Origin of the sequence: Nocardia sp. NPDC047038 (genome assembly GCF_040644075.1) — a bacterium.
Classification (GTDB): Bacteria; Actinomycetota; Actinomycetes; order Mycobacteriales; family Mycobacteriaceae; genus Nocardia; species Nocardia sichangensis.
Genome location: NZ_JBEYVQ010000004.1, coordinates 472,920 through 496,150, shown reverse-complemented (window position 1 = coordinate 496,150; position 23,231 = coordinate 472,920). Strand labels below are relative to the sequence as shown.

Below are 23,231 nucleotides of genomic sequence, written 5' to 3'. Positions count from 1 at the left end.
GCCTCATTCGTGGCAGACCTCGGCAGTGTCGATCGGGAGGGGAGTTCGTGGCGGAGATCGCGGAGTGGGCGCGGCAGCGGCCGTGGGGGGTGCGGCTGGAGTGGGGGCTGACCGGTGCGCTGGCGCTGGGGCCGGGGAGCGCGTGTGTGGTGGTGGTCGACGTCCTGTCGTTCACGACGTCGGTGTCGGTCGCTGTCGAAGCCGGGACCCGAGTGCTGCCCTATCCGTGGCGGGACGGCGGTGCCGCGGAGTTCGCCGCGCGGCACGGCGCGGAGCTGGCGGTCGGGCGGCGGGCGGTATCGGAGCGGCAGCCGTGGTCGCTGTCTCCGGCGGCGTTGCGGCGCGCGCCGGTCGCCGAGCGGCTCGTGCTGCCCTCGCCCAATGGTTCGGCCATCTCCGCGGCCGTCAGCGGTGTGCCGGTGGTCGCGGCGTGCCTGCGCAACGCGAGCGCGGTCGCTCGCTGGATCGCCGGGCGGGGATGGGGAAGCGCGCGCCAGCCGGTCGCCGTGATCGCGGCAGGTGAGCATTGGCCCGGCCGCGACGGGCTGCGGCCAGCGGTGGAGGACTGGCTCGGTGCGGGGGCGGTCGCCGCGGCACTCGCGCGCAGCGCAGCCGGGCCGCTGTCTCCGGAAGCGCACGCCGCCGCGGTGGCGTACGGCGGGATCGCCGATGTGGCGGCGCTGATCCGGGACTGCGCCTCCGGCCGCGAACTCGCCGAGGGCGGGTTCGCGCAGGATGTCGCGGCGGCCACCGAACTCGACAGCAGCGGGGTGGTGCCGGTGCTGACCGATGGGGCGTTCGTCGACGCCGCGCGGTGAGCGCGGCCGGGCGCTAGCGGTGGGGGCCGATCAGCCCGATCGCGGATTCGACTGCCACGTCGATGATGTCCGCGATGTCGTCGCCGTCTTCCACGGTGGTGGCGATGAGTTCGCGGAAGCCGCCGAAGAGGATGGTCGCCACTTGGCGCGACGGCGGACGTAGTCCGGCGGCCGCGAATTCGGGTGTGTCGGCGAGCTTCTGGATGAGCGCCACGAACGACTCGCCGACCTCGCGCTGCAACTGCCGCGTGTCGTCACCGAGGGCGGGAACGACACGGATCCAGCTCAGAGTGAGGGATGGCTCTTGCTGGGCGGTGCGTATCCACGCTTCGATGGCTTGGCGCACCTGGGTGCGCCAAGCCATGTGCGGGTCGACCGCGGCATCGATCCGCTGGATCATGTCCTTGTGGTGCTCGCTCAGCAGGGCGATGAAGCAGTCCTGTTTGCTGGTGAAGTGCTCGTAGAAGGTGCGGCGCGAGGTGCGGGCATAACGAACCACGTCGGCGACGGTCGAGTCCTGGTAGCCGCGTTCGCGCACGGCGGCGGCCATGGCGTCGAGCAGGCGGCGGCGGAACCCCGAATCCGTGCCGTTGTCGGCGGAGGTGCGGGGTACGGGCGCGGCGCGGGTCACGAGAATCAGGTTAGTTACTCCTTTCGGTTCGTCGCGTCCGGCCCGAGTCCGCGGCCGGATGTCAGGCCGTGGATTGCCCGGAATCGTGTGCCGCTGCCACCGCCTGGTCGTCGTCGGAGGGCGAGCCGCCGCGGGTGAAGCGGATGGTGCCGTCATCGATGCGGCCGTAGCGGAGGGTGAGCACGTCGTGGGCGTAGCTCATGCCCAGCCGCCACGGAGCCCGCGAACCCGCTTTGGGGAATCGGTCGATGTCGCGCAATACGTAACCGGCCTGGAAGTCCAGCAGCGGTGTGGGTGTCACGGCGGGGTCGGGCCACGGGGTGGTCTGCCGGTAGCCGCCTGCGTCCATATGCCGCAGCAGTCGGCAGACGAATTCGCTGACCAGATCGGCTTTCAGCGTCCAGGACGCGTTGGTGTAGCCGATGGTGAACGCGAAATTCGGCACTCCGCTGAGCATCATGCCCTTGTAGGCCATGGTGTGTTGCAGTGCGACCTCGTGCCCGTCCACCGTGAGGCGCAGGCCGCCGAGCGCGAGCAGTCGCAGCCCGGTCGCGGTCACCACCACATCGGCGTCGAGTTCGCGGCCGGATGCCAGGCGCAGCCCGGTCGCGGTGAACCGGTCGATGCGATCGGTGACCACCGTGGCGCGGCCGTCGCGGATGGCGCGGAACAGGTCGCCGTCCGGCACCAGGCACAGCCGCTGATCCCACGGCTGGTAGACGGGTTTGAAATGGGTGTCGACGTCGTAGCCTGCGGGCAGTTGCTTGACGGTCAGGTTGCGGATGAATCTGCGCATCTGCCGGGGCCGCCGTCGGCTCAGCTGGTAGATCAGTGTGCTGACCAGCACGTTCTTCCATCTGACCACGGTGTAGGCCCGTTTCGGTCCCAGTAGTGCGCGTAGCCGGTTGGCCAGGGCGTCGCGGGCGGGCACGGGCAGGATGTAGGTCGGGGAGCGTTGCAGCATCGTCACGTGCGCGGCGGTGTCGGTCAGCGCGGGTACCAGGGTGACCGCGGTGGCGCCGCTGCCGATGACGACCACCCGCTTGCCCGCGTGATCGAGGTCGGTGGGCCAGTGCTGCGGATGCACCAGCTGTCCGCGGAAGTCGCCGATGCCGGCGAACTGCGGGGTGTAGCCCTCGTCGTAGTGGTAGTAACCGCTGCACACGAGCAGGAAGTCGCAGGTGAATTCGCGGGTGCCGCCGTCGTGTTCGGCCGACACCTTCCAGCGTGACTCGGCGCTGGACCAGGATGCGTCGGTCACCCGGTGCCCGTACCGGATGAACCGGTCGATGCCGGCGTCGGCGGCCGTTTCGCGGATGTAGCGCAGGATCGCGGGACCGTCGGCGATGGCTTCGGCTTGCGTCCACGGGCGGAATCGATATCCGAGGGTGTGCATGTCGGAGTCCGAACGCACTCCGGGGTAGCGGAACAGGTCCCAGGTACCGCCGAGAGTGTCGCGTGCTTCGAGGATCGCGTAGGTGCGGTGCGGGAAGGCGGCCTGCAGGTGGTGGGCCGCGCCGATGCCGGACAGGCCCGCTCCGATGATGAGGACGTCGAGGTGTTCGCTCATGCCCGTGCTCCTTTCGGTTCCCGGGTGCGCAGGCTGCGCTCCAGCAGCGCGACCACACCGTAGTAGTGGGTGGGTGTCACCCGTGCCAGGGCGTCGAACAGGTAGGCGTCGGGGCCGACGAGGATGCGGGACTTGCCGTGTTCCACTCCGCGGCGGATGATTTCGGCCGCCTTCTGCGGCGTGGTCAGTGCTATGGTCTCGAATTCCGCCGCCATCTGCTCGTGCGTCCGGCCCCGGCCCTCGGGGTCCTTGCGGACGCGGGCGTTGCGGGCGATGTTGGTGCTGATGCCGCCAGGGTGGACGTTCACCGCGGATACACCGGTGCCGCGCAGTTCCTGGCGCAGGGCGTCGGTGAATCCGCGGACGGCGAATTTGGCCGCGCAGTAGGCGCTCTGGTTGGGCATGCCCAGCAGCCCGAACACACTGGAGGTGTTGACGATCACGCCGTGGTCCTGCTCGACGAGAATGGGCAGGAAGGCGCGGGTGCCGTTGACGACTCCGTCGAAGTTGATGCGCCGCAGCCATTCGTCGTCTTCGGCGACGGCGTCGAGCACCGAGGAGGAGACCGCGACACCGGCGTTGTTGAACACCGCGGCCAGCGGCGCGGACAGCCAGTCGCGGACTTCGTCGGCGAAGGCGAGCTGATCGGCGGCGTCGCGCACGTCCAGGACGCGGGTCAGCACCGGCCCGGTCAGCGACGCCGCCGTCTCCTTCAGCCCGGCCTGGTCGATATCGGCGATCGCGACGGGAGAGCCGGTGCGGGAAAGCAACTGGGCGAGGCTGCGCCCGATCCCGGAGGCCGCGCCGGTGATCATGACCGGGCGGCCGGATAACGGCCTACGGATGCGGGGCATCGATGCTCCTGCTTTCGGACGTGCGGATGTGTTCGTGGATGAGGTCGGCGAGTGTCGGCCACACCGCGGCGGGCAGGTCGTGGCCCATACCCGCGAGGGTGTGCAGGCGCGCGTGCGCGATCGCGCGAGCGGTGGCGTGGGCGCCGGTCGGGGCGACCATCCGGTCACGGTCGCCGTGCAGCACCAAGGTCGGGGCGGTGACCGCGCGCAGTTCGCGGGTCCGGTCACCGGATTTCACGATGCCCGCCAATTGCCGGCCGACGCCCGCTGCGGGCCTGGGGTCGCGATCCCAGGTGCGGGCGGCTCGCGCGCGCACGGCGGACTCGTCGAAGGGGTATCCGGCCGAGCGGATGTGCCGGTACATGCGCACGGTGCGATCGATGTGCTCGTCGCGGGTGCGTGCCGGTCGGGCGAACATCAACCGCCAGGTCGACCAGGCCGGGCGGCCGACCCGCGCGGCGCCGGTGGTGGACATGATCGAGGTCAGGGATGCGACCCGGGCGGGATGGTGGGCGGCGACGGTCTGGGCGATCATTCCGCCCATCGACATGCCGACCAGATGCGCGGAGGGCAGCTCGAGCGCGTCGAGCAATCCGACGGTGTCGGCGGCCAGATCGGCCAGCGTGTACTGCTCGCGATGCCAGCGCCGCCGCAGCATCTGCACCGGCGCCGGTGGCGGGAAATTCGCATGCGTCGAGCGGCCGACGTCCCGATTGTCGAAACGGACGACCTGGCAGCCACGCGCCACCAAGAGCTCGCACAACCCGTCGGGCCACTCGTGTAACTGTTGACCCAATCCGGCGATCAACAGCAGTGGGACACCGCCCACGCCGTGCTGCTGGTAGGCGAGGGTGACGCCGCCGCCGACTTCGGCGAACTGCTCGCTCATACCGCCGCCTCGGCGGCGCGGTCGAGCGCTCGCCCACTGGACGGCGGTGTGCGACGGTGCACCACGGCGCGGCCCTTCTCGGCCGGGACGAGCGCGACGCCGCGGAAGTGCGTGCGCTCGTCGCGGGCATCGGTGGGTTCGAGCGTGAAATCGCGCAGCAGCGTGCGCAGCACGACGTTCATCTCCATGGTGGCGAACGCGGCGCCGATGCAGCGGCGGCTGCCGCCGCCGAACGGGATCCAGCTGAATGTGCCAGGACGGACGCCGACGAACCGGTCGGGGTCGAAGGCGCGGGCGTTCGGGAAGAGTTCCTCGTTGTCGTGCATCAACCGGATGTTGGCCACGACCTTCTGGCCCTTGGGCAGGGTCCACCGGCCCAGCTGCAGGGTTTCGGCCCGGACCTGCCGGAACGTCGCGTCGATGACCGGCCGCACGCGCTGCACCTCCAGCAGCGTCGCCTCGCGCAGTTGTGATCCGCCTGCATCGGCTTCGGCGACCAAGCGGCGCAGGATATCCGGGTGCCTGCGCAGCCGCTCGATCGTCCACGACAGCGTCGTCGCCGTCGTCTCGTGTCCGGCGGTGAGCAGGGTCAGCAATTCGTCGGCGATCTCACTGTGTGACATGGCCGAGCCGTCGTCGTAGCGTGCTTGCAGCATCATCGCGAGCACGTCGTCGCGCTCCTCGATCCGGTCGCTCGCGGCGCGGTCGATGAGTTGTCCGACGATCTCGTCGTAGCGGCGGCGGTAGGCCGCGAAGCGGGCCCAGGGGCCGAACCGGCCCAGCGCCCGCTGGGGAACCGGGATCGCGGCGAGAGCGGAGCCGATCAGGACGAGTCTGGGCAGCAGTCGGCGCAGTTCTTCGAAATCCGCGCCTTCGGCGCCGAAGACCGCGCGCAGGATCACGTTCAGCGTGATCCGCATCATCGAGTCCATCGTCGCGAACTCGCGGCCCGAGGGCCACGACGCCATCTCGTGGACGGCTTCCTCTTCGATGAGCGATTCGTACACTGTCAGCCTGCGGCCGTGGAAGGGTGGGGTGAGCAGTTTGCGCTGCTTGCGGTGTTCGTTCCCGCTGAGCGCGAACAGCGAACCGGGACCGAGGAATTGACCGAGGTTGATGTCGATGTTGTCGACGAGGTCGGCGCTCGCGGTGAACAGGGCTTTGATCTCGGCGGGGTCGGCGAGTACGACGGACCGCCCGAATCGGGGCATCTGGATGGTGAAGGCCGATCCGTAACGGTCGTGCATGCGCCGCCAGGTCCGGGTGCGCCCCGTCAGGATCTGCAGGTTCTGCACGATCGGCGGGGTGGATGGCCCGTCGGGAAGTCGCACAGCGGGCATACGCCCACCTCCTCGTGTGGTACTTCGATGTACCACCCGTACGGTACGCGCACGTACCATGTTGTGGCAAGGCTCACATCATGCCGACCCGGGCTGCCGCCGCGATCCCGTCAGCAGTCGTCCCACAACACCGCGCTGTGGGCGGCGAGCAGAGCGGCGATGCGGTCGAGCGCTTCGGCGGCGGGCAACGGGTCGAGGCGGCGGCCGTCACGCAGCCGCAACGCCACACGGTCGGCGGTGAGTTCCTCCGCGCCGATGATCGCCTGATACGGCGCGAGCCGGTGCTCGCGGATGCGAGCGGCGAGGCTGCCGCGATCCGGCGGCGCGACCGCCACCCGCAGCCCGCTCTCGCGGCAACGGCGTTCGAATCGGGCGGCCGCGCAGTGCTGGGCCTCGGTCACCGGCAGCACGACCACCTGGGTCGGCGCCAGCCAGGCCGGGAACCGGCCGCCGTGGCATTCGATCAGATGGGCCACGGCCCGTTCGATGCTGCCGATGATGCTGCGGTGCACCATGACCGGACGGTGCGCGACGCCGTCGGCGCCGGTGTAGCGCAGATCGAACCGCTCCGGTTGATGGAAATCGACCTGCACGGTGGACAGGGTGGCCTCCCGTCCCGCGCTGTCGCGCACCTGCACGTCGATCTTCGGGCCGTAGAACGCGGCTTCGCCGTCCACCGCGTCGTAACGCAGGCCGCGCTCGTCCAAGGCGGCGGTGAGCACGGCGATCGACCGCTCCCACAAGTCCGGAGCGGCAACGTATTTCCCGCCGGGACCGGGCAGCGACAACCGGTAGCGGGCGGCGCGGATGTCCAGTGCGGCATAGGCGTCGGCGATCATCGCCAGCGCTGCGGCGACCTCGTCGGCGGCTTGATCGAGGGTGCAGAAGACATGCGCGTCGTTGAGCTGGATCCCGCGCACCCGGGTCAATCCGCCCAGCACGCCAGAGGGCTCGGAGCGATACATACCACCCAATTCGGCTATGCGCAGGGGTAATTCGCGATAGCTGTGCGCACGGGAGCGGAACAGCAGCGCGTGATGGGGACACAGGCTCGGGCGCAGCACCACCTGCTCACCGCCGAGATCCATCGGCGGGAACATCTCGTCGCGGTAATGCTCCCAGTGTCCGGACAATTCGTAGAGTTCGCGTTTTCCGAGCACCGGCGAATACACGTGGTGGTAGCCCGCGCGGCGCTCGGCGGCGCGGATGTAATCCTCGAGGGCGTGGCGCACGGCCGCGCCGTCCGGCAGCCAGAACGGCAGTCCCGCGCCGATGAGCGGGTCGGTGTCGAACAGATTCAGCGCACGGCCGAGGCCGCGGTGGTCGGGCATGATGGTCTCCTCGTCGACACAGGGCGAGTGACCACGAGACGAAACCCCGGGGCACTCGCCCCGGAGCTGGAATGAACGTGGATCAGCGCGCCGGGACGAATTCCGGCGTCGTCGTCACAGCTGCGCGCTCCATGCCGGTGACGCTAGCAGAGGCGTCCGCGCCCGCGCACGAGAGTTTTCAAAGCGGCCACCGGCGCGACGGCTCTGACGCATAATCGAGTTCGACTGGCACGCAATGACATCGGGGGTCGATGGGGACGCGCAGAGCGGTGCTGCAAGCGGGAATGGTCCTCCCGCTGGCTGCCGCGTGCGCGCCGGAGGTGCTGCTGGGCAGCTCGGACGCGGTGCGCGTCGGCGTGTCCTGGAGCGGCCAGGAACTCGCCGCCTTCCACGCCGTCCTGGACGGGCTGGACCTCGGCTTCGAGGTCGAGGTCATCCCCCTCGGCGACAACACCGACACCGCGTTCACCGCAGGCGGCCGCTCCGCGCCGGACATGGTGCTGCTTCCGCAAGCCGGGCGGGTGCGCGAACTCGCCGACGCGGGCAAACTGCGGCCCCTCGCCGAGACGGTGTGGGCCGATGAACTCGGCACCCGCTACGCCCAACCCTGGCAACTGTTGCTGCGCTACGAGAGCCGGCTCTACGGTGTGCCGTTCAAAGCCGCGGACAAATCGCTGGTGTGGTTCGACCGCCAACAGTTCGACACCCACGGCTTGGGTGAGCCGGCGGCATGGACGCTCGACGGCTGGGTCGACCGGATGGAGGTGCTCGCGCAGACGCCGACCCGCCTGCTGGCGCTGGCCGCCGCCGACGGCTGGGTGCTCACCGATTTCTTCGAGAACGTCCTGCTCGCCGAATCACCCCGCATCTACGACGAATTGGCCTCCAAGAACCACCGGGAACGGGAATGGGACAACCCGGCGGTGCGCGCCGCCTTCGGTCATCTGGGGATTCTGTGGGGACAGCGGCACGCGTTCCCCGGTGGCGTCGGCGTCGCGCTGACCAGGCAGTTCTCCGACGCCATCCGAGAGGTGTTCCAGCATCGCCGTGCCGCGGCGGTCGTGGCGCCGGACTTCGCCGAACCGATCGTGCGCAGCGCGGTCCGCGCGTCCGGGCGCGAGATCGACGACGCCGTCGGGGTGGTGGCCTTCCCGCCGGTGGACACCGCGCCGGGGCGGCCGAAGATCGTCGGCGGTGACGTGATCGTGGTGACGCGGCAGGCGACCCCGCGCGCGGACGAACTGGTCGAGAAACTGGCCGCCGCTCGCGCCCCCCTGCCGTGGATCGAGCGCTACGGCGGCTTTCTCGCCCCGAACCTGCGCACCGAGGCGGACTACTCGCCGCTGCTGGCGCCCTCGGCGGGTGAGCTCGCCGCGCGCAGCACCTTCGATCTGTCCGACCGGATCGGGCCGGTGGGCGGACGGGAAGGATTGTGGCGGGTGCTGACGGAGTTCCTCATCGCGATCGGCGATGGCGGGCAGGCACGAACGACCGAGGCCACCGACCGTGCCATCGCCGCGCTGGACGACGTCGATCGGCGGGGCCGATGACGATGCCTCCGGATTTCGACGTCAACGGTCTGCGCATCGAGCTGGCCACCCGCCGCATGCGCGGGCCGCTGGTCGCGGGCAGCAGGCCACGGCGCTGGCTGGGCTGGGTGGCCGGGCTGCCAGCGACGCTGCTGACGGTGGCGCTGCTGGTGCTACCGGCGGGATGGACCGTGCTGATCGCCGCCCGGGCCAGCCCGTTGTCGGTGCTCGCGTGCGCGGTCGCGGCGACCGGTGCGCTGCTGCCCGCCGCGCTGCGCAGGCGGCGGGGTGTGCCGTGGATCCGGATTCTGCTGTGGCCGTTGTCGATCGGTGCCACGATCGCCGGACTGTGGCTGCTGGGCGGCACGATGAACGCCGACGGTCGCGGCGCGTACCTGCGCACACTGTTGTGGGTGGCGTTCGGGATCGGGCTGCTGCTCGTGGCGCTGGCGATCGCCTGGTGGGGCCGGGCGGCGCGCTGGTTGTGGCTGCCGCTGATCGTGCCGTTCGGGGTGTCGGCGTTCGTGTCCGGGGTGGCGTTCCGGGTGATCTTCGGCAACGGCGCGCGGTGGCTGGACATCGAGGACGTCGGGCTCTACCGGTGGTGGCTGGCGGCGATGCTCGGGTCGGCGTTCCTGTGGACCTGGCTGGGTTTCCTCACCGCGCTGTTCCGCGCGGGAATCCATGCGATCGAAGCCGATCCGGCGCGCGCCGGGTACCTCTACCGCGACGACGGCAGACCGCTGGCGGTCCGGCTGTACGAGTTGCTGCGGCCGGTGCTGCTGATCGCCGGACTGGCCGTCGGCGTCGCGGCCGCGCGGGTGTTCGACGTGGTGCTGATCGGGGTGCCAGGGGCGCTCGAATACCAGGTCGACAGCGCGACCGTGCACTGGTGGCGGCTGGCCGCCGACGCCGAACCCGGCGCGGCGGCGGCCTACGCGCTGCCGCTGGCTGTACTCGTGGGCGCGGTCGCCTGGCTGCTGCAAGTGGACGTACGCCATCACCGCGCGAGTTGGTCGGCGGTGCGCGCGATCTCGGTGGCGGGACGGCGGCGCATCGGTCCGGTGCGGGCGGCGGGCATCGTGCTGGTGTCGGTGCTGGTGCTGTATCCGATCGGCGTGCTCGCCTATACCGGGTTGCGTACGCACAACGGCTTCGGCTTCTCGGCCATCGCTCTGGTGTCAGGCGACGACGGACTGTGGCGTTCGCTGCAGACCACCGCCTGGGTCGCGGGGATCGTCACGGTGGTCGTGGTCACCGCCGCCGCGCCGGTGGCCTACCGGCTGGCCGCGCTGCGACCCAACGGCACCGCCGCACGACTGGCCGTCGTAGCGCTGGTGGTGCTAGCGGTGATACCCGCACAGACCTACCTCGGACCGATCGACGGTCTCGTCGACACCTACGAACTGTCCGGAACCCGCATCCCGCTGATCCTCGTGCATGCCGCTGCCGGACTGCCGATCGCCATCCTCGTGCTGCGCGGCGCGATGCTCGCCCCGCCGGGCAGCACCGCCGCGGACGCACTGCACGGTCTGGCCAGTCCGGGGACCATCGCCCAGCGCGTGCTGGCCTCCTCCGGGCCCGCGCTGGGGGCGGTGGCGGTGCTGGAGTTCGTGCAGGTGTGGAACGACTTCTTCATCGGCCTCGTGGTCAGCGGAGCGGGCGCGAGCCCGTGGTCGCTGCTGCTGTGGGGCGAAGCACGGCAATTCGGCGAGAACAGCGCGCAACTGGCCGCGGGATCGCTGGTGTCGGCCGTGCTGCCGGTGGCGCTGCTGCTGGTGACCTGGCGGCGCTGGGTGGTGCCGGGCATGACCGGCGGAGTGCTGCGATGACGCGAGCCGCCGGCGGCGAGGAAGGAATCGGGTGAGCACCTCGACCGAGCACACCGAACCGGTCGGGCAGACCGCCACACCCAGATCCTCGATCTGGATCGGGTTCCTTGGCACCGCGTCGCTGGTCGCCTACACGGTGTTGTTCGAGCTGGTGCGCACCCTGGTGGTGAATTCGTTCGGCGAGAACGCCGTCGTGCAGTTCTTCAACGGGCCGCTGCGCTGGTTGTCGGTGCTGTTCATCGCCGCGGCGGCGACCTACGCGCTGTACCGGTTCGCACGCGGGTATCGCACCAAGATGCGCACCGCTCGCGACATGGACCTCATCGCCGGTCTCATCGAGCCGGGCCCCGCGCTCGCGGACCGCAGGCCGCGGGAAGCCGCGCCGCCGCGCCGGACGGTCGCGGCGCTCGACGGGCATCTCATCGCCGCGGTACTGCGGGACCTGCCGGTGCACGACTATGAGACCGTCGCGCTGCTGGCGGTGCTCAACGCCATTCGGGACACGCCGGGACGGTTGCCGCTGGCACGGGAACCCTCGGCCCGCACGGCGGCGAGACTGCTGGACGGTCTGCACCGCCGCGGAATTCTCGCCGGGCACGGTGCCCAGCGGTGGTGCGTGCGACAAGTGCCCAGGCTGCCGGATCGAGCGACGGTCACCGCCGGACCGCAGTGGGCCGCGGCGCTCACCGCGCTGCTGCACCACTACGCCGACCGCGCGGGGCGCTGGGCCATCGCGCTGGAGTCACGGCGCTTCGCGGTGGGCGCTCGCCGCTGGTTCGAAACCGAGGAACCGTACCTGCGCGCCCTGGTGGACGCGTGCGCGGCTCGAGTGAATCCACCGGATTCTCCGGATCCAGCGGATCCACCGGCTCGAGGCGTGGATTTCCCCCCGGCGGCCGTGGCGCACCTGGTCGACATCGGCAACGCGTTGGACGTGTGGTACGCGCGTATCGGCCTGGGGGAGAACGGGCGCGGAGTGGCCGACGATCTGTGCGCGCTGCCCGAAACCGACGAGCTGAACCGCGATCTGCTGTTGTTGCGGGCGGGACGGCTCACCGAGCGGCCGCGCGGCTACCGGCCGCGGCGATTGTCGACGAGCTTGGCCGCCCGCTGGGAGCATCAGGCGGCGCTGCGGGAGCTGGACGCCGGCTCGCCGGTGCTGGACAAGGTGGCCGAGCAGCTGGAGACCGCGTGGTGGCTGCTGCCGCGTGACGACGTCGCCGGTGAGGTGTGCGCCCTGATCAATCTCGCCGTCGTGCACATCCGGCAAGGACGCCTCGACGCCGCGCAGGATCGTCTCGAACTCGCCGAGTCCCTCACCCGCGCCGGCCTCGATCCCGACGGACGCGCGCAGACCCACGAGACCATGGGCACGATGTGGTGGGCCCGCGGCGAACCCCGCCGAGCCCTGCGCTGCTGGCAGCTCGCCCTGACCGCCTACCGCGTCCTCGACGACGACCTCGGCATCGGCCGCTGCCTGCAACACCTCGGCTCCGCGATCGTCGTCGACCCCGACCACGCCACCCTGTTGCTGCCCACCGACCCACCCCTTACCCGCACCGAAGCCCTCCGCCAAGCCACCGGATGGCTCGCCGAAGCCCGGCGCAGGCATCCCACCGCCCGCCACACCGAACACTATGCGGCACAGGCACATTCGCAACTGCGCGCCGATCGCGGCTTCCGCGACCTCCTCCGATCCCGCCGCCGCACCCCGCCGGCTCGGATCGATCAGTGGCCCGCGTCCCTCGAAGATCACGCCCACCGGCCGCAAGACCATCGCTGACCTGCCTGTGACCCGGCCGTTCGAGTTCGCAACCCGCAGCAGGAGAAGCGAGCCCGGCCGCTGCGCCCTCCGCGACGCCCAGCATCGATGCACATCGACCATGGCGCGTTCGCTGTGCCAGACTACGAAGCCGTGCCGGAACTTCGCGTCGCGGTGATCGCCTCCCATAACGGATCCAATCTGCGTGCGCTGCACCGAGCTTCCCTCGTCGCGGACGCGCGGTTCCGGATCGTGCTCGTCATCAGCAACAACAGCGACTCCGGTGCGCTGCGCTATGCCCGCGACAACGCGATTCCCGCCCGCCACCTGTCCGGACGCACCCACGACGACCCCGACGAAGCCATCCGCGCCGCGCTCGTCGAGCACGCGGCCGACTGGGTGGTCACCGCCGGATACCTGAAGAAGATCGGGCCGCGCACCAGAGCGGAGTTCTCCGGACGGATCATCAACGTCCACCCCGCACTGCTGCCCCGACACGGCGGCCCCGGTATGTACGGCGGGCACGTGCATCAAGCCGTCCTCGACGCCGGAGATCCCGTCAGCGGCGTATCCGTCCACCTCGTCTCGGACGAATACGACACCGGGCAGATCATCGCCCAGGTAGAGGTACCGGTCGAGCCGGGTGACACCGTCGAGACACTCGGCGCGCGGGTGCTGCACGCCGAACACACGCTGCTTCCCGATGTGGTGCGACGAATCGCTACCCGGCACACGGTCCGCTCCACTCTCGTCCTGGTCCGTCACGCTGAGCCGTTCACCCCTCGCGCGGGTGGGCCGGGCGACTACGAGCGGTCACTGACCGCTGCAGGCGAACAACAAGCCGAGCTGCTGGTCACCGACCTGGCAGCCCTGTCGCCCACCGTGATCTTCTCCAGCCCCTACCTCCGCGCAGTCCGAACCATCCAACCGCTCGCACGTCGCACCGGCTTGCCCATCGAGACCGACCACGATCTGCGCGAGTGGGATTCCGGGATCGGCGCGACACCCGACTATGCGCGCTACTACTGTGAAAGCTGGGCCGAGCCGTCGCTCGCCAGGCCCGGTGGCGAGAGCCTGCGACAGTTGTCCGACCGGGCCGCGGCGATCCTGACGACGCTGGCGCACCGGCACCGCGGCCGGACCGTCGTCGTGGGCAGCCACGGCACGTTCATCTCCCGGGCGCTGATCGCGTTCGGTCGCGGCGAGGTCGACTGGGCATTCAGCCGCGCCATGCCGATGCCCGCGGTCTACCGGCTGGACTTCGAGGACGAACGCGTTCAGTCCACCGGTCCTGGCCTGCGACCGTGACTCGACCGAACAATATTGTGCCGGCGGCACTGTGCATGTCGAAGCCGGATACGCCCCCGAGCGTTGTGCTGAAGGATGAGCCGCTTGTCGGCGAGTGCGAGTTCCCGGTCGCGGCCGGCACGTGCGCGACGCCTCCGAGCAAGCTGGTTGGGGACCGCTGCCGCTGGACACGACCGGTGCGCATGGCCGACCATGACCGACATGTTGCTCACGCGCGAGGCCGATCTGTTCGAACGCTCCAGGGGTCGCCTGGAAGCGATCGCCTACCGCTTGCTGGGCTCGGCCGGCGACGCCGAGGACGCGGTGCAGGAGACGTATCTGCGCTGGCAGGCCGCCGACCGCGAATACGTGGAGACGCCCGAGGCGTGGCTGACCAAGGTGCTCACCAATCTCTGCCTCAACCAGCTCACCTCCGCTCGTGCGCGCCGGGAAACCTATGTGGGGCAATGGCTTCCGGAGCCACTGCTGGCCGGCGCCCCGATGCTGGGCCCGGCCGACACCGTCGAACAACGCGAATCGGTGTCGATCGCCATGCTCACGCTCATGGAACGGCTCACCGCCAAGGAACGCGTGGTGTATGTACTGCGCGAGGCCTTCGGCTACTCGCACCACGAGATCGCCGACCTGCTCGACATCACCGAATCCAATTGCCAGCAGGTCTATCGCCGCGCCAAACAGCACTTGGCCGTGGAACGGGCGCGTATCGAGGTGGACGAGGCCGCCGCGCGCCGGATCGTGGAGGAATTCCTGGCCGCGGCGGTCAGCGGACGAACCGACGAGCTGGTGCGGTTACTCACCGATGACGCCGCCATCATCGGTGACGGCGGCGCCTTCTTCGCCACCTTGAACAGGCCGCTCGTCGGCGCCGAGCGCATCGCGATGTTCGTGCGGCTGGCCATCAAACCTACGGGTGCCAAGTGGGACAAGCTCGGCGGCAAGCCCACACCCTTCGCCGCGATCGTCAATGGCAGGCCCGCGCTGATCCTGGTGGCCGAGGATCGCATCGTCGGCGTCGTGGTGCTGGAGGTGACCGCCGACGGCATCGCCGCCATGCACGCCCACGTCAACCCCGACAAGCTGGCATTCGCCAATCGCCAGTGGGCCACCTACGCACCGGGAGAACCCCTGCCCGATTTATGGTGACCCACATCACATCCTGCTCCTGTCAGCATTCGTGCCGCTGTCCGGTTCAAGCTCCGAACCCACCGAGACAGGAGCAACACCATGAAGCACCGCATCGTCGTCCTCGGAGCCGGGTACGCCGGAGCCACCGCAGCCAGCCGCCTGGCCAAGCGACTGCACCGCGACGACGTCGAGATCACCCTGGTCAACGCCGATCCCGACTTCGTCGAACGGGTGCGCCTGCACCAGCTCGCCGCCGGGCAGGACCTGCCGGTTCGTCCACTGCGGAAGATGTTCGCGGGCACCGGCGTCCAGGTGCGCATCGCATGGGTCGATTCGGTCGACGCCGACCGCAAGACCGTCGAACTGATCGGCGATCAGGGGGCCGAGACCCTCGCCTACGACACACTCGTCTACGCCCTTGGCAGCACCGTCGCCGATTTCGGCGTGCCCGGCGTTGTCGAACACGCCCACCAGGTGGCGAGCAAGCAGGCGGCGCTGCGGCTGCGGGAACGTTTGAGCCGGCTGCGGGCGGGCGAGACCGTGCTGATCGTAGGTGGTGGCCTGACCAGTATCGAGGTCGCCACCGAGATCGCCGAGGCGCGCCCGGATCTGAAGGTCGCGATGGCCGCGCGCGGCGGCGTCGGCGACTGGCTCGACGAGAAGGCACAGAGCCACCTGCGCGGCGCGTTCGAACGCTTCGGTATCACCGTCCACGAGCACGCCGACGTCATAAGGGTCACCGAAGATGGCGTGGTCACCCGATCGGGAGCGCAGATCCCTTCGCAAATGACCATCTGGACAGCGGGATTCGCCGTGCACCCGATCGCGGCCGCCAGCACTCTGACCGTCTCCGAGACCGGGCGGATCGTCGTCGACGCTACCCAGCGCTCGGTCTCGCACCCGGATGTATACGCCGTCGGCGATGCCGCGCACGCCGCGGGAGTGGGTGGCAGGACGTTGCGCATGGGCTGCGCCACCGCCTCCCCAATGGCCTGGCTGGGCGCCGATGCCATTGCCGCTCGGCTGACCGGACGTGAGATTCCCGATGCCCCCATCGGCTACAACAGCCAGTGCATCAGCCTCGGCCGCCGCGATGCCATCGTGCAGAAGGTGACCAAGGAGGATCAGCCGACCTCCAAGGTCGACGTGGGCCGCAAGGCCGCCCGCGTGAAGGAGCTGATCTGCTCGATCGCGGCCTGGTCCGTGAAGCACCCGACCCTACTGGCGCCGAGCCGGCGTCGCCGGGTCGTCGCGACCGGCGCAGGGGCTCCGGTCGCGACCGTCTGAGCGCGCGGGCGCGCAACCGGCGCAGGTCCGCCCCGGCCGGACAGGCTGGGGCGGACCTGTATGTTATAGCGGCCATTTCGCGTCACGAGGAGACTTGTCGGGGCGCAGCCCGCGCCAGCTGGGGTGCCGCAGGCCCTCGGAGGTGGCTTCGCGATATTCGATGTCGCCGACGAGGACCGGCTCGACCCAGTGGGCGGATGCCGCCACCGCGCGCGGCGGAGGGACGTCGAAGGGCGTGTCGGACCGGGACAGCTCGTTCAGGCGAACTTGCAGCGAACGGCGGTCGCGCATGGTCCAGCCGGTGCCGACATTGCCGACGTGCACCAGCTGATCGTTGTCGTCGTAGGCACCCAGCGCCAATGAGCCGAACGTCGCGGAGAAACGGCCCGTACCGGGCAGCCAGCCCGCTACGACGACCTCGGTCGTCCTGCGCAGCGGCGTCTTGATCCACAACGGAGACCGCCGCCCGGGGTAGTAGGCCGAATCGAGACGCTTGGCGACTATTCCCTCCAAGCCGTGTTCGCGAGCGACGTCGAGCAGCGTGTCGGCGTCGATATCGCGGTAGTACGGCGGGGTCCGGACCAGAGGCCGGTCCAGCGCCAGTTCCGCCAAACGCTCGCGACGCTCGGTGTAGGGCAGGTTCATGATGGACGCACTTTCGACAGCCAGGAGATCGAACGCCAGATACTGCGCCGGGAATCCTCGCAGCAATTCCGCGCTGGGGGAGACGACATGCATCCGCCGTTGCAGGCGAGCGAACGACGGCGCCCCCGTCTTCGGATCCGGCGCCACGATCTCCCCGTCGAGGATCAGCTCACCCCCCTCGCCCAGTTCGGCGAGAACCGCCGTGAGCTCAGGAAATGACCCACTGAGATCCCGATTGTTGCGACTGTAGAACCGGCATTCCCCCGCCCGGCACCGCGCGAGGGCGCGAATGCCGTCCCATTTCATCTCCAGCGCCCACCGGCCGTACTCCCGCGGTGGCCGTCCGGAGACGGCCAGCATCGGCGCCTGGACTGACAGCACTCAGTCAGCATATCGCCAGCAAATATCAGGTACGGCTTCTTTCCACGGCACTTACACAAGGCCACTGACACCCCGCCCAGTGGGGGTTCGGCCAATCCCACGCTGGTCAGCTGCCCGTCGGGGCCTCGCCGCAGAGCAGGGGTTGCAGGAGTGGGACGTACAGGTCGGCGACTTCGTCGGGGTCCAGCTGGGTGAGCTGGTCGGCTTGGACGGTCGCGTAGAGGGCGCCGAGGCCGAGCAGCACACCGATGGCCATCTCCGCTCGCAGCGGGGCGCCCGGGCCAGGGAGGCGGGCGGCGAGGGCGTCGATGACCTGCGTGCGGAAGTTGGCTCGTGCCTGCCCGCCGAGTTCCAAGTGGTGGCGGGAGAAGGCGATGCGCAGGATCGGGTCGCGGGTCTTTCCGCGTTGGGTGGCGATCAGATGCAAGACCATGTGCCGGGCGAGGCGGTCCAAGGGGGCGTCGAAGAGGGCGGTGGCGTCGGCGTCGAAGGTGAAGACCTGGGTGAACAGGTGTTCCTTGGTGCCGTAGTACTTCATCACGAGCGCCGGGCTCACGCCTGCGTCGTCGGCGATGGCGGCGATGGCGGCGATGGTGGTGTCGGCGTAGGCGTGGCGTGCGAAGGCGCGCCGGGCTGCGGCGAGGATGTCCGCACGGCGGGCGTCGGCATCACGCGGTCGTGCCGACCGGTCCTGAGCCGGGTCGGGCTTCGGCGGATCTATGGACCTCGATCGCAGGCGGGCACTGCGCGGAGAGGGGGAGTTCGGGTCGGACATCTTGTTCAGGCTCCTGGAGGAGGGACGGCGCGGATCGCGGCTGGCGCGGGACGAGACAGGCGGCCGCGCAGGCCAGCAGAGCGACCGCGCCTGCGACGGCGAAGGCCATCCGGTACCCGTTCAGGGTCGGCGCCGCCACGGCCACGCCCGCCGTGTCGGCGAACGGGCGGGTGTGCTGGGCCAGCACGGTGGCGACCACCGCGCTGCACAAGGCTTGCCCGATGGTGCGCATGAGAACATTGAGGCCGTTCGCTGCGGCGGTCTGCTCCAGCGGCACCGCCCGCATGATCAGCAGGGGCAGGGCGGAGTAGGCGAGTGCAGGAGGGGGTTCACCGGAACGGTTCGCAGAACACCTCTACGGAACACCTGTGACCAGGGCTGGACTTGCCCGGCCGCGGTGTTCCGGTGGCGGATCGGCATACGGAACACCACGACATCGTCCGGCCTTACCGGCTGATCCTGCGCGGGACCGTCACCGTGGCGAGTTTGTCCGGGTTGCGGATGGCGTAGAGGTTGGTGATCTGCCCGTCGGAGATCTCGATCAGGAAGACACCTTCGAGCAGGTCGCCGCGGTAGGCGACCATCGCGGGCGTGTTGTTGCAGGTGACCATCTCTATCCGCATGTCCGACGTCGGCTGCCTGGCGTGGAACAGTTTGATGAGGACTGCGGCCACCTTCTCCGCGCCCACCACCGGTCGCCGCGCCGCGGTGGCCTTGCCGCCGCTGTCGGCGGTCCAGGTGACCTCGGGAGCGAGGAGCGAGAGCAGCCCGGCCGTGTCACCAGTGGTCGCCGCTGTCATGAACTGTTCGGTGATGTGCGCGATCTCGGCTGCGTCGACGGGCTCGAAGCGTTTACGCCGCGCGTGTACGTGGGAGCGCGCACGGTGGGCCACCTGGCGCACCGTCATCACGGATTTGCCCACCGCTGCGGCGATCTCGTCATAGTCGAAGCCGAACACCTCGCGCAGCACGAATACCGCACGTTCGTGTGGAGTGAGTGTTTCCAGCAAAACGAGCATCGCCATCGATACCGACTCGGCGAGCACCATATCCGCCGATGCGTCGTGCTCGTCGACCAGCAGTGGTTCGGGCAGCCACGGGCCGATGTAGTCCTCACGACGGCGCGTGCCGGCGCGCACAGAGTTGAGCGCTTGACGGGTCACCAGCCGGGCCAGATACGACTTGGTGTCGCGCACCGTCGCAAGGTCCACCTCGGCCCATCGCAGATAGCTGTCCTGCAGCACGTCGTCGGATTCGGTCGCCGAGCCCAGGATTTCGTAGACGATCGTGAACAGCAACGGCCGCAGCAAGGTGAAACGCTCGGTGTGCTCGTCGGTCGTCATGCGGACCCGACCACCTGTCCGGTGGGGAACGACTGTTCAGGACGCGGGCCGCCCTTGAGCCAGGCCAGCGAACCCGGCTTGCGGGCCTCCCGGCGGATTTTGCTTACCCCGATCTTGCAGGTCATCTCCTTGATTCTCGCGCCCGCACGACCGCCGATGTAGAGGTTGATCGCGATGTCGTCTTTGCGCGCGAGCTGCCGGATACCGGCATGGCGGCCGAGGCTGACGCAGGTTCCCAACAGGGCCAGGTCGATCGCCGCGGGTTCGGTGCCCGCGACGTGGCTCAGCACGGTATCGGCGGCCTGCGCCCCGAGCGGGCCCGCGCCCTGGCCACTCATCCGCAGCGGCTGCCCTGAAGGTGCGGCGGCGTCACCGGTCGCCACGATGCGCTCGTCGTCGATGCTCGTCAGTGTCTCGTCGGTGAGCAACCGGCCGAGGGCATCGGTGCGAAGCCCGCTGTCTGCCGCCAGCTTCGGCACGCCGAATCCTGTCGTCCAGATGGTGAGCGTGCTCGGACGCATCCCCCCGTCGGCGAAAACGACCGCATCCGGCCGGACTTCGGTCACCTTGCTGGCCTCGAGCACGACGACATTGTGTCGCGACATCCACTTGGCGACGTAACGGCGACCCGGCGCACTCAGTGACGGCATCAGGCATCCACCACACACCAGAGTGACCATGCGTCCTTGTTCGGCGAGTTCAGCGGCCGTTTCGATACCCGTTGCCCCGCCGCCGACCACGGTGACCGGAGCATCGAGGGGCAACTCGTCCAGCCTGGCGCGCAGCCGCTGCGCAGCCTCGAATTCAGCGATGGGGAAAGCGAACTCGGCCGCACCAGGCACCGACGGTATGGCCGCCGTGCTGCCGACCGCGTAGATGACATGGTCGTAGTCCAGCGCGCCCCCCGACGCCAGCCGCACCGTGCGGGCGGCGGTGTCGATGCGCGTGGCGCTGTCGACCACCAGCTCGATGCCTTCACCGAGCAGCGTGCCGTAATCGACCGTCGCATCGCCGGTACCGGCAACCAACTGGTGCAGCCGGACTCGATCGACAAACCTCGGGCGGGGATTCACAAGCGCGATATCGACGTCGGTGCGCAGCCGCAGATGATTGGCCGCGACTGTGCCGGCATAACCGCCGCCGATAACGACGACCTTGTGGTGTGTGTTGTGTTCGGTCATGCCCTCAAGACACCGCGGATCACCGAGACATGACACGATGCGATGTGATGTGCGACACTCACACTCGATGGAGAAAGTCGGAGTCATCCGCCGAGAGCAAGACGGGTAGTCATGTTGAGTTCGACCTCGCCATACGGCAGTACATGCGACCGGAACAGCGGGGTCAGGCCGCGCTCGTCCTCGGCGGTAAGTACGCCGTCCCAGTCCGGATCGGCGAGAACGTCCTGGATCATCAGGACATTCACGTAGACCAGGGCGGCCTGGCAGATGGGCAGGCGCAGCACACTCATCTCCTGCTCGTCGCGCCGGTTGGACGCGATCTCGGAGGTCTTGCCGTAGTAGATGACCGAGTTGGCCACTGTTCCAGGACTCGACCACGTTCAGGCCGCTGTTGATCTCCCGCTGCAATTCACGACTTCGGTAGCGCGGCTCCAGCGCCTTGGGTAGCCCTAGCAGCTTGATGGCGCCCTGCCGGCGCTCCTTGATCTCCAATCAGGGACAGTGCGGCAGTGCGGTGTGCAGGGCGTCGAGTTCGGCGCGCATCTCCTCGCGCAGGTCATTGATGAATTTCGTCGGATCCAGGGCTTTGCCCAGCTTCTCGTAGTGCGAAATGCGGCGTTCCTCGAAGTCGGCCGGCAGATCCTCGGCGGGGCTTTTACGACAGCTTCATGTACCAGGTGACACGATCCTTACCGGCACGCCGAGGCAGGTAGACCCCGTGCACGGCCGGAAAATGTAATCAAGGGCGCGATTCTCGCGGTGACCCGCGAGGGTGGCAATTGCTCTCGATGTGCGTCGCAGCCTTCATCGCGAGAATGCGGTGTTGCATTTCAATGCGATTCATCCTGATTCCGGGCTCACAATCCGAGCTTGGTCACCGCGTTGTCTTCCAGGGGGTTGGCGGTGCGGATGTAGCCGTGAACGGTGCGCGGGTTGGTCCAGCGTCCCTGACGCATGATCTCGCGGTCGCTGGCGCCGCCGAGCGCGGCCTGTGTGGCGAAGCCGGCGCGCAGCGAATGTCCGGAGAACAGGTCGGGGTCCAGCCCGGCCCTGGCGGCATAACGCTTGACCAGTTCGGCGACCGCCCGCCCGGACATGGCGCGGTCGCCGATCGCGCCGTGCCGGTTGACGGTGGGGAAGAGAGGTAGATCCGCGTCGGTGAGCGTGGTGCCGGTGAAGCCGTGGCAACGGTGGATGTCGGCCGATCTCGCGGGAAGGTCGGCGAGCCAGGACCGGACACCGATAGTCCCCGCGGCGGCGTGTGTTTCGCGTAGGCGTAGCCAGTCGGCGAGGGCGCAGACCGGGCAGGTCGCGGGACGGCGGCCACGGGGGAGCGCCACGCGCTGTTCGGCCGCGCCGGTAGGGTCGGTCTTCGTCGCGGGCAGCCGGATCAACAGAATCGGTTCGCCGGTCGTGTGGTCGAGACCGACTTCGACGTCCCCGATGCGCAGCCCGGCCAGTTCACTGCGGCGAAGGGCGCCGGCGAAACCGACGAGCAGTACGAGCGAATCCCGGCGCCGGGCGGGTTCGGCGGGCCAGCCCGGTTCGGGTAGTCCGCCCAGCAGTTGATCGAGAGTGTGTAGCAGGACAGGGCGTTTGCGTCGGGGTTGCGCCCGCCGGGTGCGGCGGATGCCGCGCAGCGTCAGGCGCACCACATCGGATCGAGTCGGTGACGGCAGGCCGTTGGCCGCGTGCACCGCGGCGATCGCGGCCGACTTGCGTTCCAAAGTCGCGGGACTGAACGCCCATTCGCCGCCCGCGCGGCGGGCGTCGGCCGCCGCCGCGAGATAGACGGCCACGTCGAGCGCGTCGGCAGGCAATGCCTGACGCCCCTCGGTGGCACACCACGCCGACCACGCCACCCAGTCGGCCCGATAAGCGCGCAGGGTGTTCGCCGACTGCGACGCTTCGAGATACCGCCGCAGCGATCCGGCTTGATCGTCATCGAAACGGTCACGCACCAGCCGCAGTGCCGCCGCATCGACCAGCACGCTGCGCACCCCACGGCGCAACTCGGTGCGCACCGACTCCGGAACCGCGACCACACTGGATCGATCGTCCATGGTTCGGCTCCCGCGTTCCTAACGATGACGGACTCGTTCGCGCCACGACTTTCGGCGCAGGAATGCCAGCCTACGGCACCGAAGCGGCGGCACTTGAGGAGTCTGCCGAGTGACAATTCGCCTGCGCTAGTGCCGTCCGATGCGCGCTGAACGCACGGAAACACCTTGCGTCACAGTGACGTTATAGGTCCGTTCGATCAGGTGTTGTCACCGGCCGCGCCGACGCGGCCCACCGATCCGGTCATGCCGTGAAGAGTCAGGGCGTGCGAACTCTCGGCTGCGGAATTGGTCGGGCTTGCAATCCGCGATCGGTATGCAGGATGCCGCCGGACACCGGCTCGGTTCCCTCGTCGACGTCGGCCTGGCGCATCCATTTCGACAGCGTCACCGGGTGGATCCCGAAATCGGCGGCGATCTGCTCCAGGGTCACCTCGGCGTTGCGAGCGACACGGCCGACGTCCTCACGAAGCTCGCGGGGGATACGGCCTTGGGCAGAGGGCGTCCTTCGGCCCGTCCCGACAGGCAAGCCACTTCGGTTACCACCTATCCCGGCAGATCAGATGAGAA

21 protein-coding genes are annotated in these 23,231 nt (G+C 69.2%); 7 read left to right on the top strand and 14 right to left on the bottom strand.

From position 1 onward, the window contains the following. Nucleotides 1-47 precede the first annotated feature (47 nt). On the top strand, nt 48-818 hold the full coding sequence (locus tag ABZ824_RS18870) for a 2-phosphosulfolactate phosphatase (protein WP_356964418.1): 771 nt from the start codon (nt 48-50) through the stop codon (nt 816-818). Nucleotides 819-831: 13 nt separating this feature from the next. On the opposite strand, the gene ABZ824_RS18865 is transcribed toward ABZ824_RS18870, so the two are convergent. The 6 genes from ABZ824_RS18865 to thrS all read right to left on the bottom strand — a co-directional run bounded on the left by ABZ824_RS18865 (nt 832) and on the right by thrS (nt 7,433). Further along, entirely contained in the window at nt 832-1,449 is a 618-nt protein-coding gene (locus ABZ824_RS18865) for a TetR/AcrR family transcriptional regulator (RefSeq protein WP_355074073.1), read from the bottom strand. A 61-nt stretch (nt 1,450-1,510) separates the two neighbouring features. Beyond that, nucleotides 1,511-3,019 carry an NAD(P)/FAD-dependent oxidoreductase gene (locus ABZ824_RS18860; RefSeq protein ID WP_356964417.1) on the bottom strand — a complete coding sequence of 503 codons (1,509 nt, stop codon included), beginning with the start codon at nt 3,017-3,019 and terminating at the stop codon, nt 1,511-1,513. Further along, on the bottom strand, nt 3,016-3,873 hold the full coding sequence (locus ABZ824_RS18855) for an SDR family NAD(P)-dependent oxidoreductase (RefSeq protein WP_356964416.1): 858 nt from the start codon (nt 3,871-3,873) through the stop codon (nt 3,016-3,018). Before ABZ824_RS18855 ends, ABZ824_RS18860 begins: the two co-directional genes overlap by 4 nt. Continuing rightward, nucleotides 3,857-4,762: an alpha/beta hydrolase gene (locus tag ABZ824_RS18850; protein ID WP_356964415.1), complete on the bottom strand. Its 906-nt coding sequence runs from the start codon at nt 4,760-4,762 to the stop codon at nt 3,857-3,859. The genes ABZ824_RS18855 and ABZ824_RS18850 overlap by 17 nt, the downstream gene beginning before the upstream one ends. Then, on the bottom strand, nt 4,759-6,102 hold the full coding sequence (locus ABZ824_RS18845) for a cytochrome P450 (RefSeq protein WP_356964414.1): 1,344 nt from the start codon (nt 6,100-6,102) through the stop codon (nt 4,759-4,761). The genes ABZ824_RS18850 and ABZ824_RS18845 overlap by 4 nt, the downstream gene beginning before the upstream one ends. Before the next feature lie 110 nt (nt 6,103-6,212). Further along, complete coding sequence (gene thrS / locus ABZ824_RS18840) at nt 6,213-7,433, bottom strand: threonine--tRNA ligase (protein WP_356964413.1); 1,221 nt, start codon at nt 7,431-7,433, stop codon at nt 6,213-6,215. A gap of 251 nt (nt 7,434-7,684) precedes the next feature. Here thrS and ABZ824_RS18835 point away from each other — a divergent pair, with 251 nt between their 5' ends. The 6 genes from ABZ824_RS18835 to ABZ824_RS18810 all read left to right on the top strand — a co-directional run bounded on the left by ABZ824_RS18835 (nt 7,685) and on the right by ABZ824_RS18810 (nt 16,276). Then, nucleotides 7,685-8,983: an extracellular solute-binding protein gene (locus tag ABZ824_RS18835; RefSeq protein WP_356964412.1), complete on the top strand. Its 1,299-nt coding sequence runs from the start codon at nt 7,685-7,687 to the stop codon at nt 8,981-8,983. Then, nucleotides 8,980-10,794 (top strand): hypothetical protein, encoded by a 1,815-nt coding sequence (locus ABZ824_RS18830; RefSeq protein WP_356964410.1) that lies wholly within the window; start codon nt 8,980-8,982, stop codon nt 10,792-10,794. Before ABZ824_RS18835 ends, ABZ824_RS18830 begins: the two co-directional genes overlap by 4 nt. Nucleotides 10,795-10,825: 31 nt before the next feature. After that, nucleotides 10,826-12,577, top strand: coding sequence for a tetratricopeptide repeat protein (locus ABZ824_RS18825; RefSeq protein WP_356964409.1), 1,752 nt, complete (start codon nt 10,826-10,828; stop codon nt 12,575-12,577). 132 nt (nt 12,578-12,709) lie between these two features. Continuing rightward, nucleotides 12,710-13,864 (top strand): formyltransferase family protein, encoded by a 1,155-nt coding sequence (locus ABZ824_RS18820; protein ID WP_356964408.1) that lies wholly within the window; start codon nt 12,710-12,712, stop codon nt 13,862-13,864. Between the two features lie 201 nt (nt 13,865-14,065). Then, on the top strand, nt 14,066-15,007 hold the full coding sequence (gene sigJ, locus ABZ824_RS18815; RefSeq protein WP_356964407.1) for an RNA polymerase sigma factor SigJ: 942 nt from the start codon (nt 14,066-14,068) through the stop codon (nt 15,005-15,007). Between the two features lie 81 nt (nt 15,008-15,088). After that, on the top strand, nt 15,089-16,276 hold the full coding sequence (locus ABZ824_RS18810) for an FAD-dependent oxidoreductase (RefSeq protein ID WP_356964405.1): 1,188 nt from the start codon (nt 15,089-15,091) through the stop codon (nt 16,274-16,276). A gap of 63 nt (nt 16,277-16,339) precedes the next feature. Here the strand turns inward: ABZ824_RS18810 and ligD are convergent, their stop codons facing one another. The 8 genes from ligD to ABZ824_RS18770 form a co-directional block, all read right to left on the bottom strand. Next, on the bottom strand, nt 16,340-17,281 hold the full coding sequence (gene ligD, locus ABZ824_RS18805) for a non-homologous end-joining DNA ligase (protein ID WP_356964569.1): 942 nt from the start codon (nt 17,279-17,281) through the stop codon (nt 16,340-16,342). 127 nt (nt 17,282-17,408) lie between these two features. Next, nucleotides 17,409-18,077 carry a TetR family transcriptional regulator gene (locus ABZ824_RS18800; RefSeq protein WP_356964404.1) on the bottom strand — a complete coding sequence of 223 codons (669 nt, stop codon included), beginning with the start codon at nt 18,075-18,077 and terminating at the stop codon, nt 17,409-17,411. Continuing rightward, nucleotides 17,971-18,354: a hypothetical protein gene (locus ABZ824_RS18795; protein WP_356964402.1), complete on the bottom strand. Its 384-nt coding sequence runs from the start codon at nt 18,352-18,354 to the stop codon at nt 17,971-17,973. The genes ABZ824_RS18800 and ABZ824_RS18795 overlap by 107 nt, the downstream gene beginning before the upstream one ends. 169 nt (nt 18,355-18,523) lie before the next feature. After that, nucleotides 18,524-19,420 (bottom strand): RNA polymerase sigma factor SigJ, encoded by an 897-nt coding sequence (gene sigJ, locus ABZ824_RS18790; protein WP_356964400.1) that lies wholly within the window; start codon nt 19,418-19,420, stop codon nt 18,524-18,526. Next, a complete protein-coding gene (locus tag ABZ824_RS18785; protein ID WP_356964398.1) occupies nt 19,417-20,601 on the bottom strand; it encodes an FAD-dependent oxidoreductase in 1,185 nt (394 codons plus the stop codon). The genes sigJ (ABZ824_RS18790) and ABZ824_RS18785 overlap by 4 nt, the downstream gene beginning before the upstream one ends. A gap of 83 nt (nt 20,602-20,684) precedes the next feature. Next, nucleotides 20,685-20,960: a Tn3 family transposase gene (locus ABZ824_RS18780; protein ID WP_356964396.1), complete on the bottom strand. Its 276-nt coding sequence runs from the start codon at nt 20,958-20,960 to the stop codon at nt 20,685-20,687. Nucleotides 20,961-21,458: 498 nt separating this feature from the next. Beyond that, nucleotides 21,459-22,664 carry a site-specific integrase gene (locus ABZ824_RS18775; RefSeq protein ID WP_355074040.1) on the bottom strand — a complete coding sequence of 402 codons (1,206 nt, stop codon included), beginning with the start codon at nt 22,662-22,664 and terminating at the stop codon, nt 21,459-21,461. A gap of 256 nt (nt 22,665-22,920) precedes the next feature. Beyond that, nucleotides 22,921-23,094, bottom strand: a complete 174-nt coding sequence (locus ABZ824_RS18770) for a hypothetical protein (protein ID WP_356964394.1) — start codon at nt 23,092-23,094, stop codon at nt 22,921-22,923. Nucleotides 23,095-23,231: the final 137 nt, after the last annotated feature.

What these genes read in the sequence shown, in the direction of transcription:
- ABZ824_RS18810 (WP_356964405.1), top strand. Translation starts at nt 15,089, where the DNA reads ATGAAGCACCGCATCGTCGTCCTCGGAGCCGGGTACGCCGGAGCCACC.
- ABZ824_RS18785 (WP_356964398.1), bottom strand. Translation starts at nt 20,601, where the DNA reads ATGACCGAACACAACACACACCACAAGGTCGTCGTTATCGGCGGCGGT.
- sigJ (WP_356964400.1), bottom strand. Translation starts at nt 19,420, where the DNA reads ATGACGACCGACGAGCACACCGAGCGTTTCACCTTGCTGCGGCCGTTG.
- ABZ824_RS18855 (WP_356964416.1), bottom strand. Translation starts at nt 3,873, where the DNA reads ATGCCCCGCATCCGTAGGCCGTTATCCGGCCGCCCGGTCATGATCACC.
- ABZ824_RS18850 (WP_356964415.1), bottom strand. Translation starts at nt 4,762, where the DNA reads ATGAGCGAGCAGTTCGCCGAAGTCGGCGGCGGCGTCACCCTCGCCTAC.
- ABZ824_RS18835 (WP_356964412.1), top strand. Translation starts at nt 7,685, where the DNA reads ATGGGGACGCGCAGAGCGGTGCTGCAAGCGGGAATGGTCCTCCCGCTG.
- ABZ824_RS18800 (WP_356964404.1), bottom strand. Translation starts at nt 18,077, where the DNA reads ATGTCCGACCCGAACTCCCCCTCTCCGCGCAGTGCCCGCCTGCGATCG.
- ABZ824_RS18845 (WP_356964414.1), bottom strand. Translation starts at nt 6,102, where the DNA reads ATGCCCGCTGTGCGACTTCCCGACGGGCCATCCACCCCGCCGATCGTG.
- ABZ824_RS18775 (WP_355074040.1), bottom strand. Translation starts at nt 22,664, where the DNA reads ATGGACGATCGATCCAGTGTGGTCGCGGTTCCGGAGTCGGTGCGCACC.
- sigJ (WP_356964407.1), top strand. Translation starts at nt 14,066, where the DNA reads ATGTTGCTCACGCGCGAGGCCGATCTGTTCGAACGCTCCAGGGGTCGC.
- thrS (WP_356964413.1), bottom strand. Translation starts at nt 7,433, where the DNA reads ATGCCCGACCACCGCGGCCTCGGCCGTGCGCTGAATCTGTTCGACACC.
- ABZ824_RS18860 (WP_356964417.1), bottom strand. Translation starts at nt 3,019, where the DNA reads ATGAGCGAACACCTCGACGTCCTCATCATCGGAGCGGGCCTGTCCGGC.
- ABZ824_RS18830 (WP_356964410.1), top strand. Translation starts at nt 8,980, where the DNA reads ATGACGATGCCTCCGGATTTCGACGTCAACGGTCTGCGCATCGAGCTG.
- ligD (WP_356964569.1), bottom strand. Translation starts at nt 17,281, where the DNA reads ATGCTGGCCGTCTCCGGACGGCCACCGCGGGAGTACGGCCGGTGGGCG.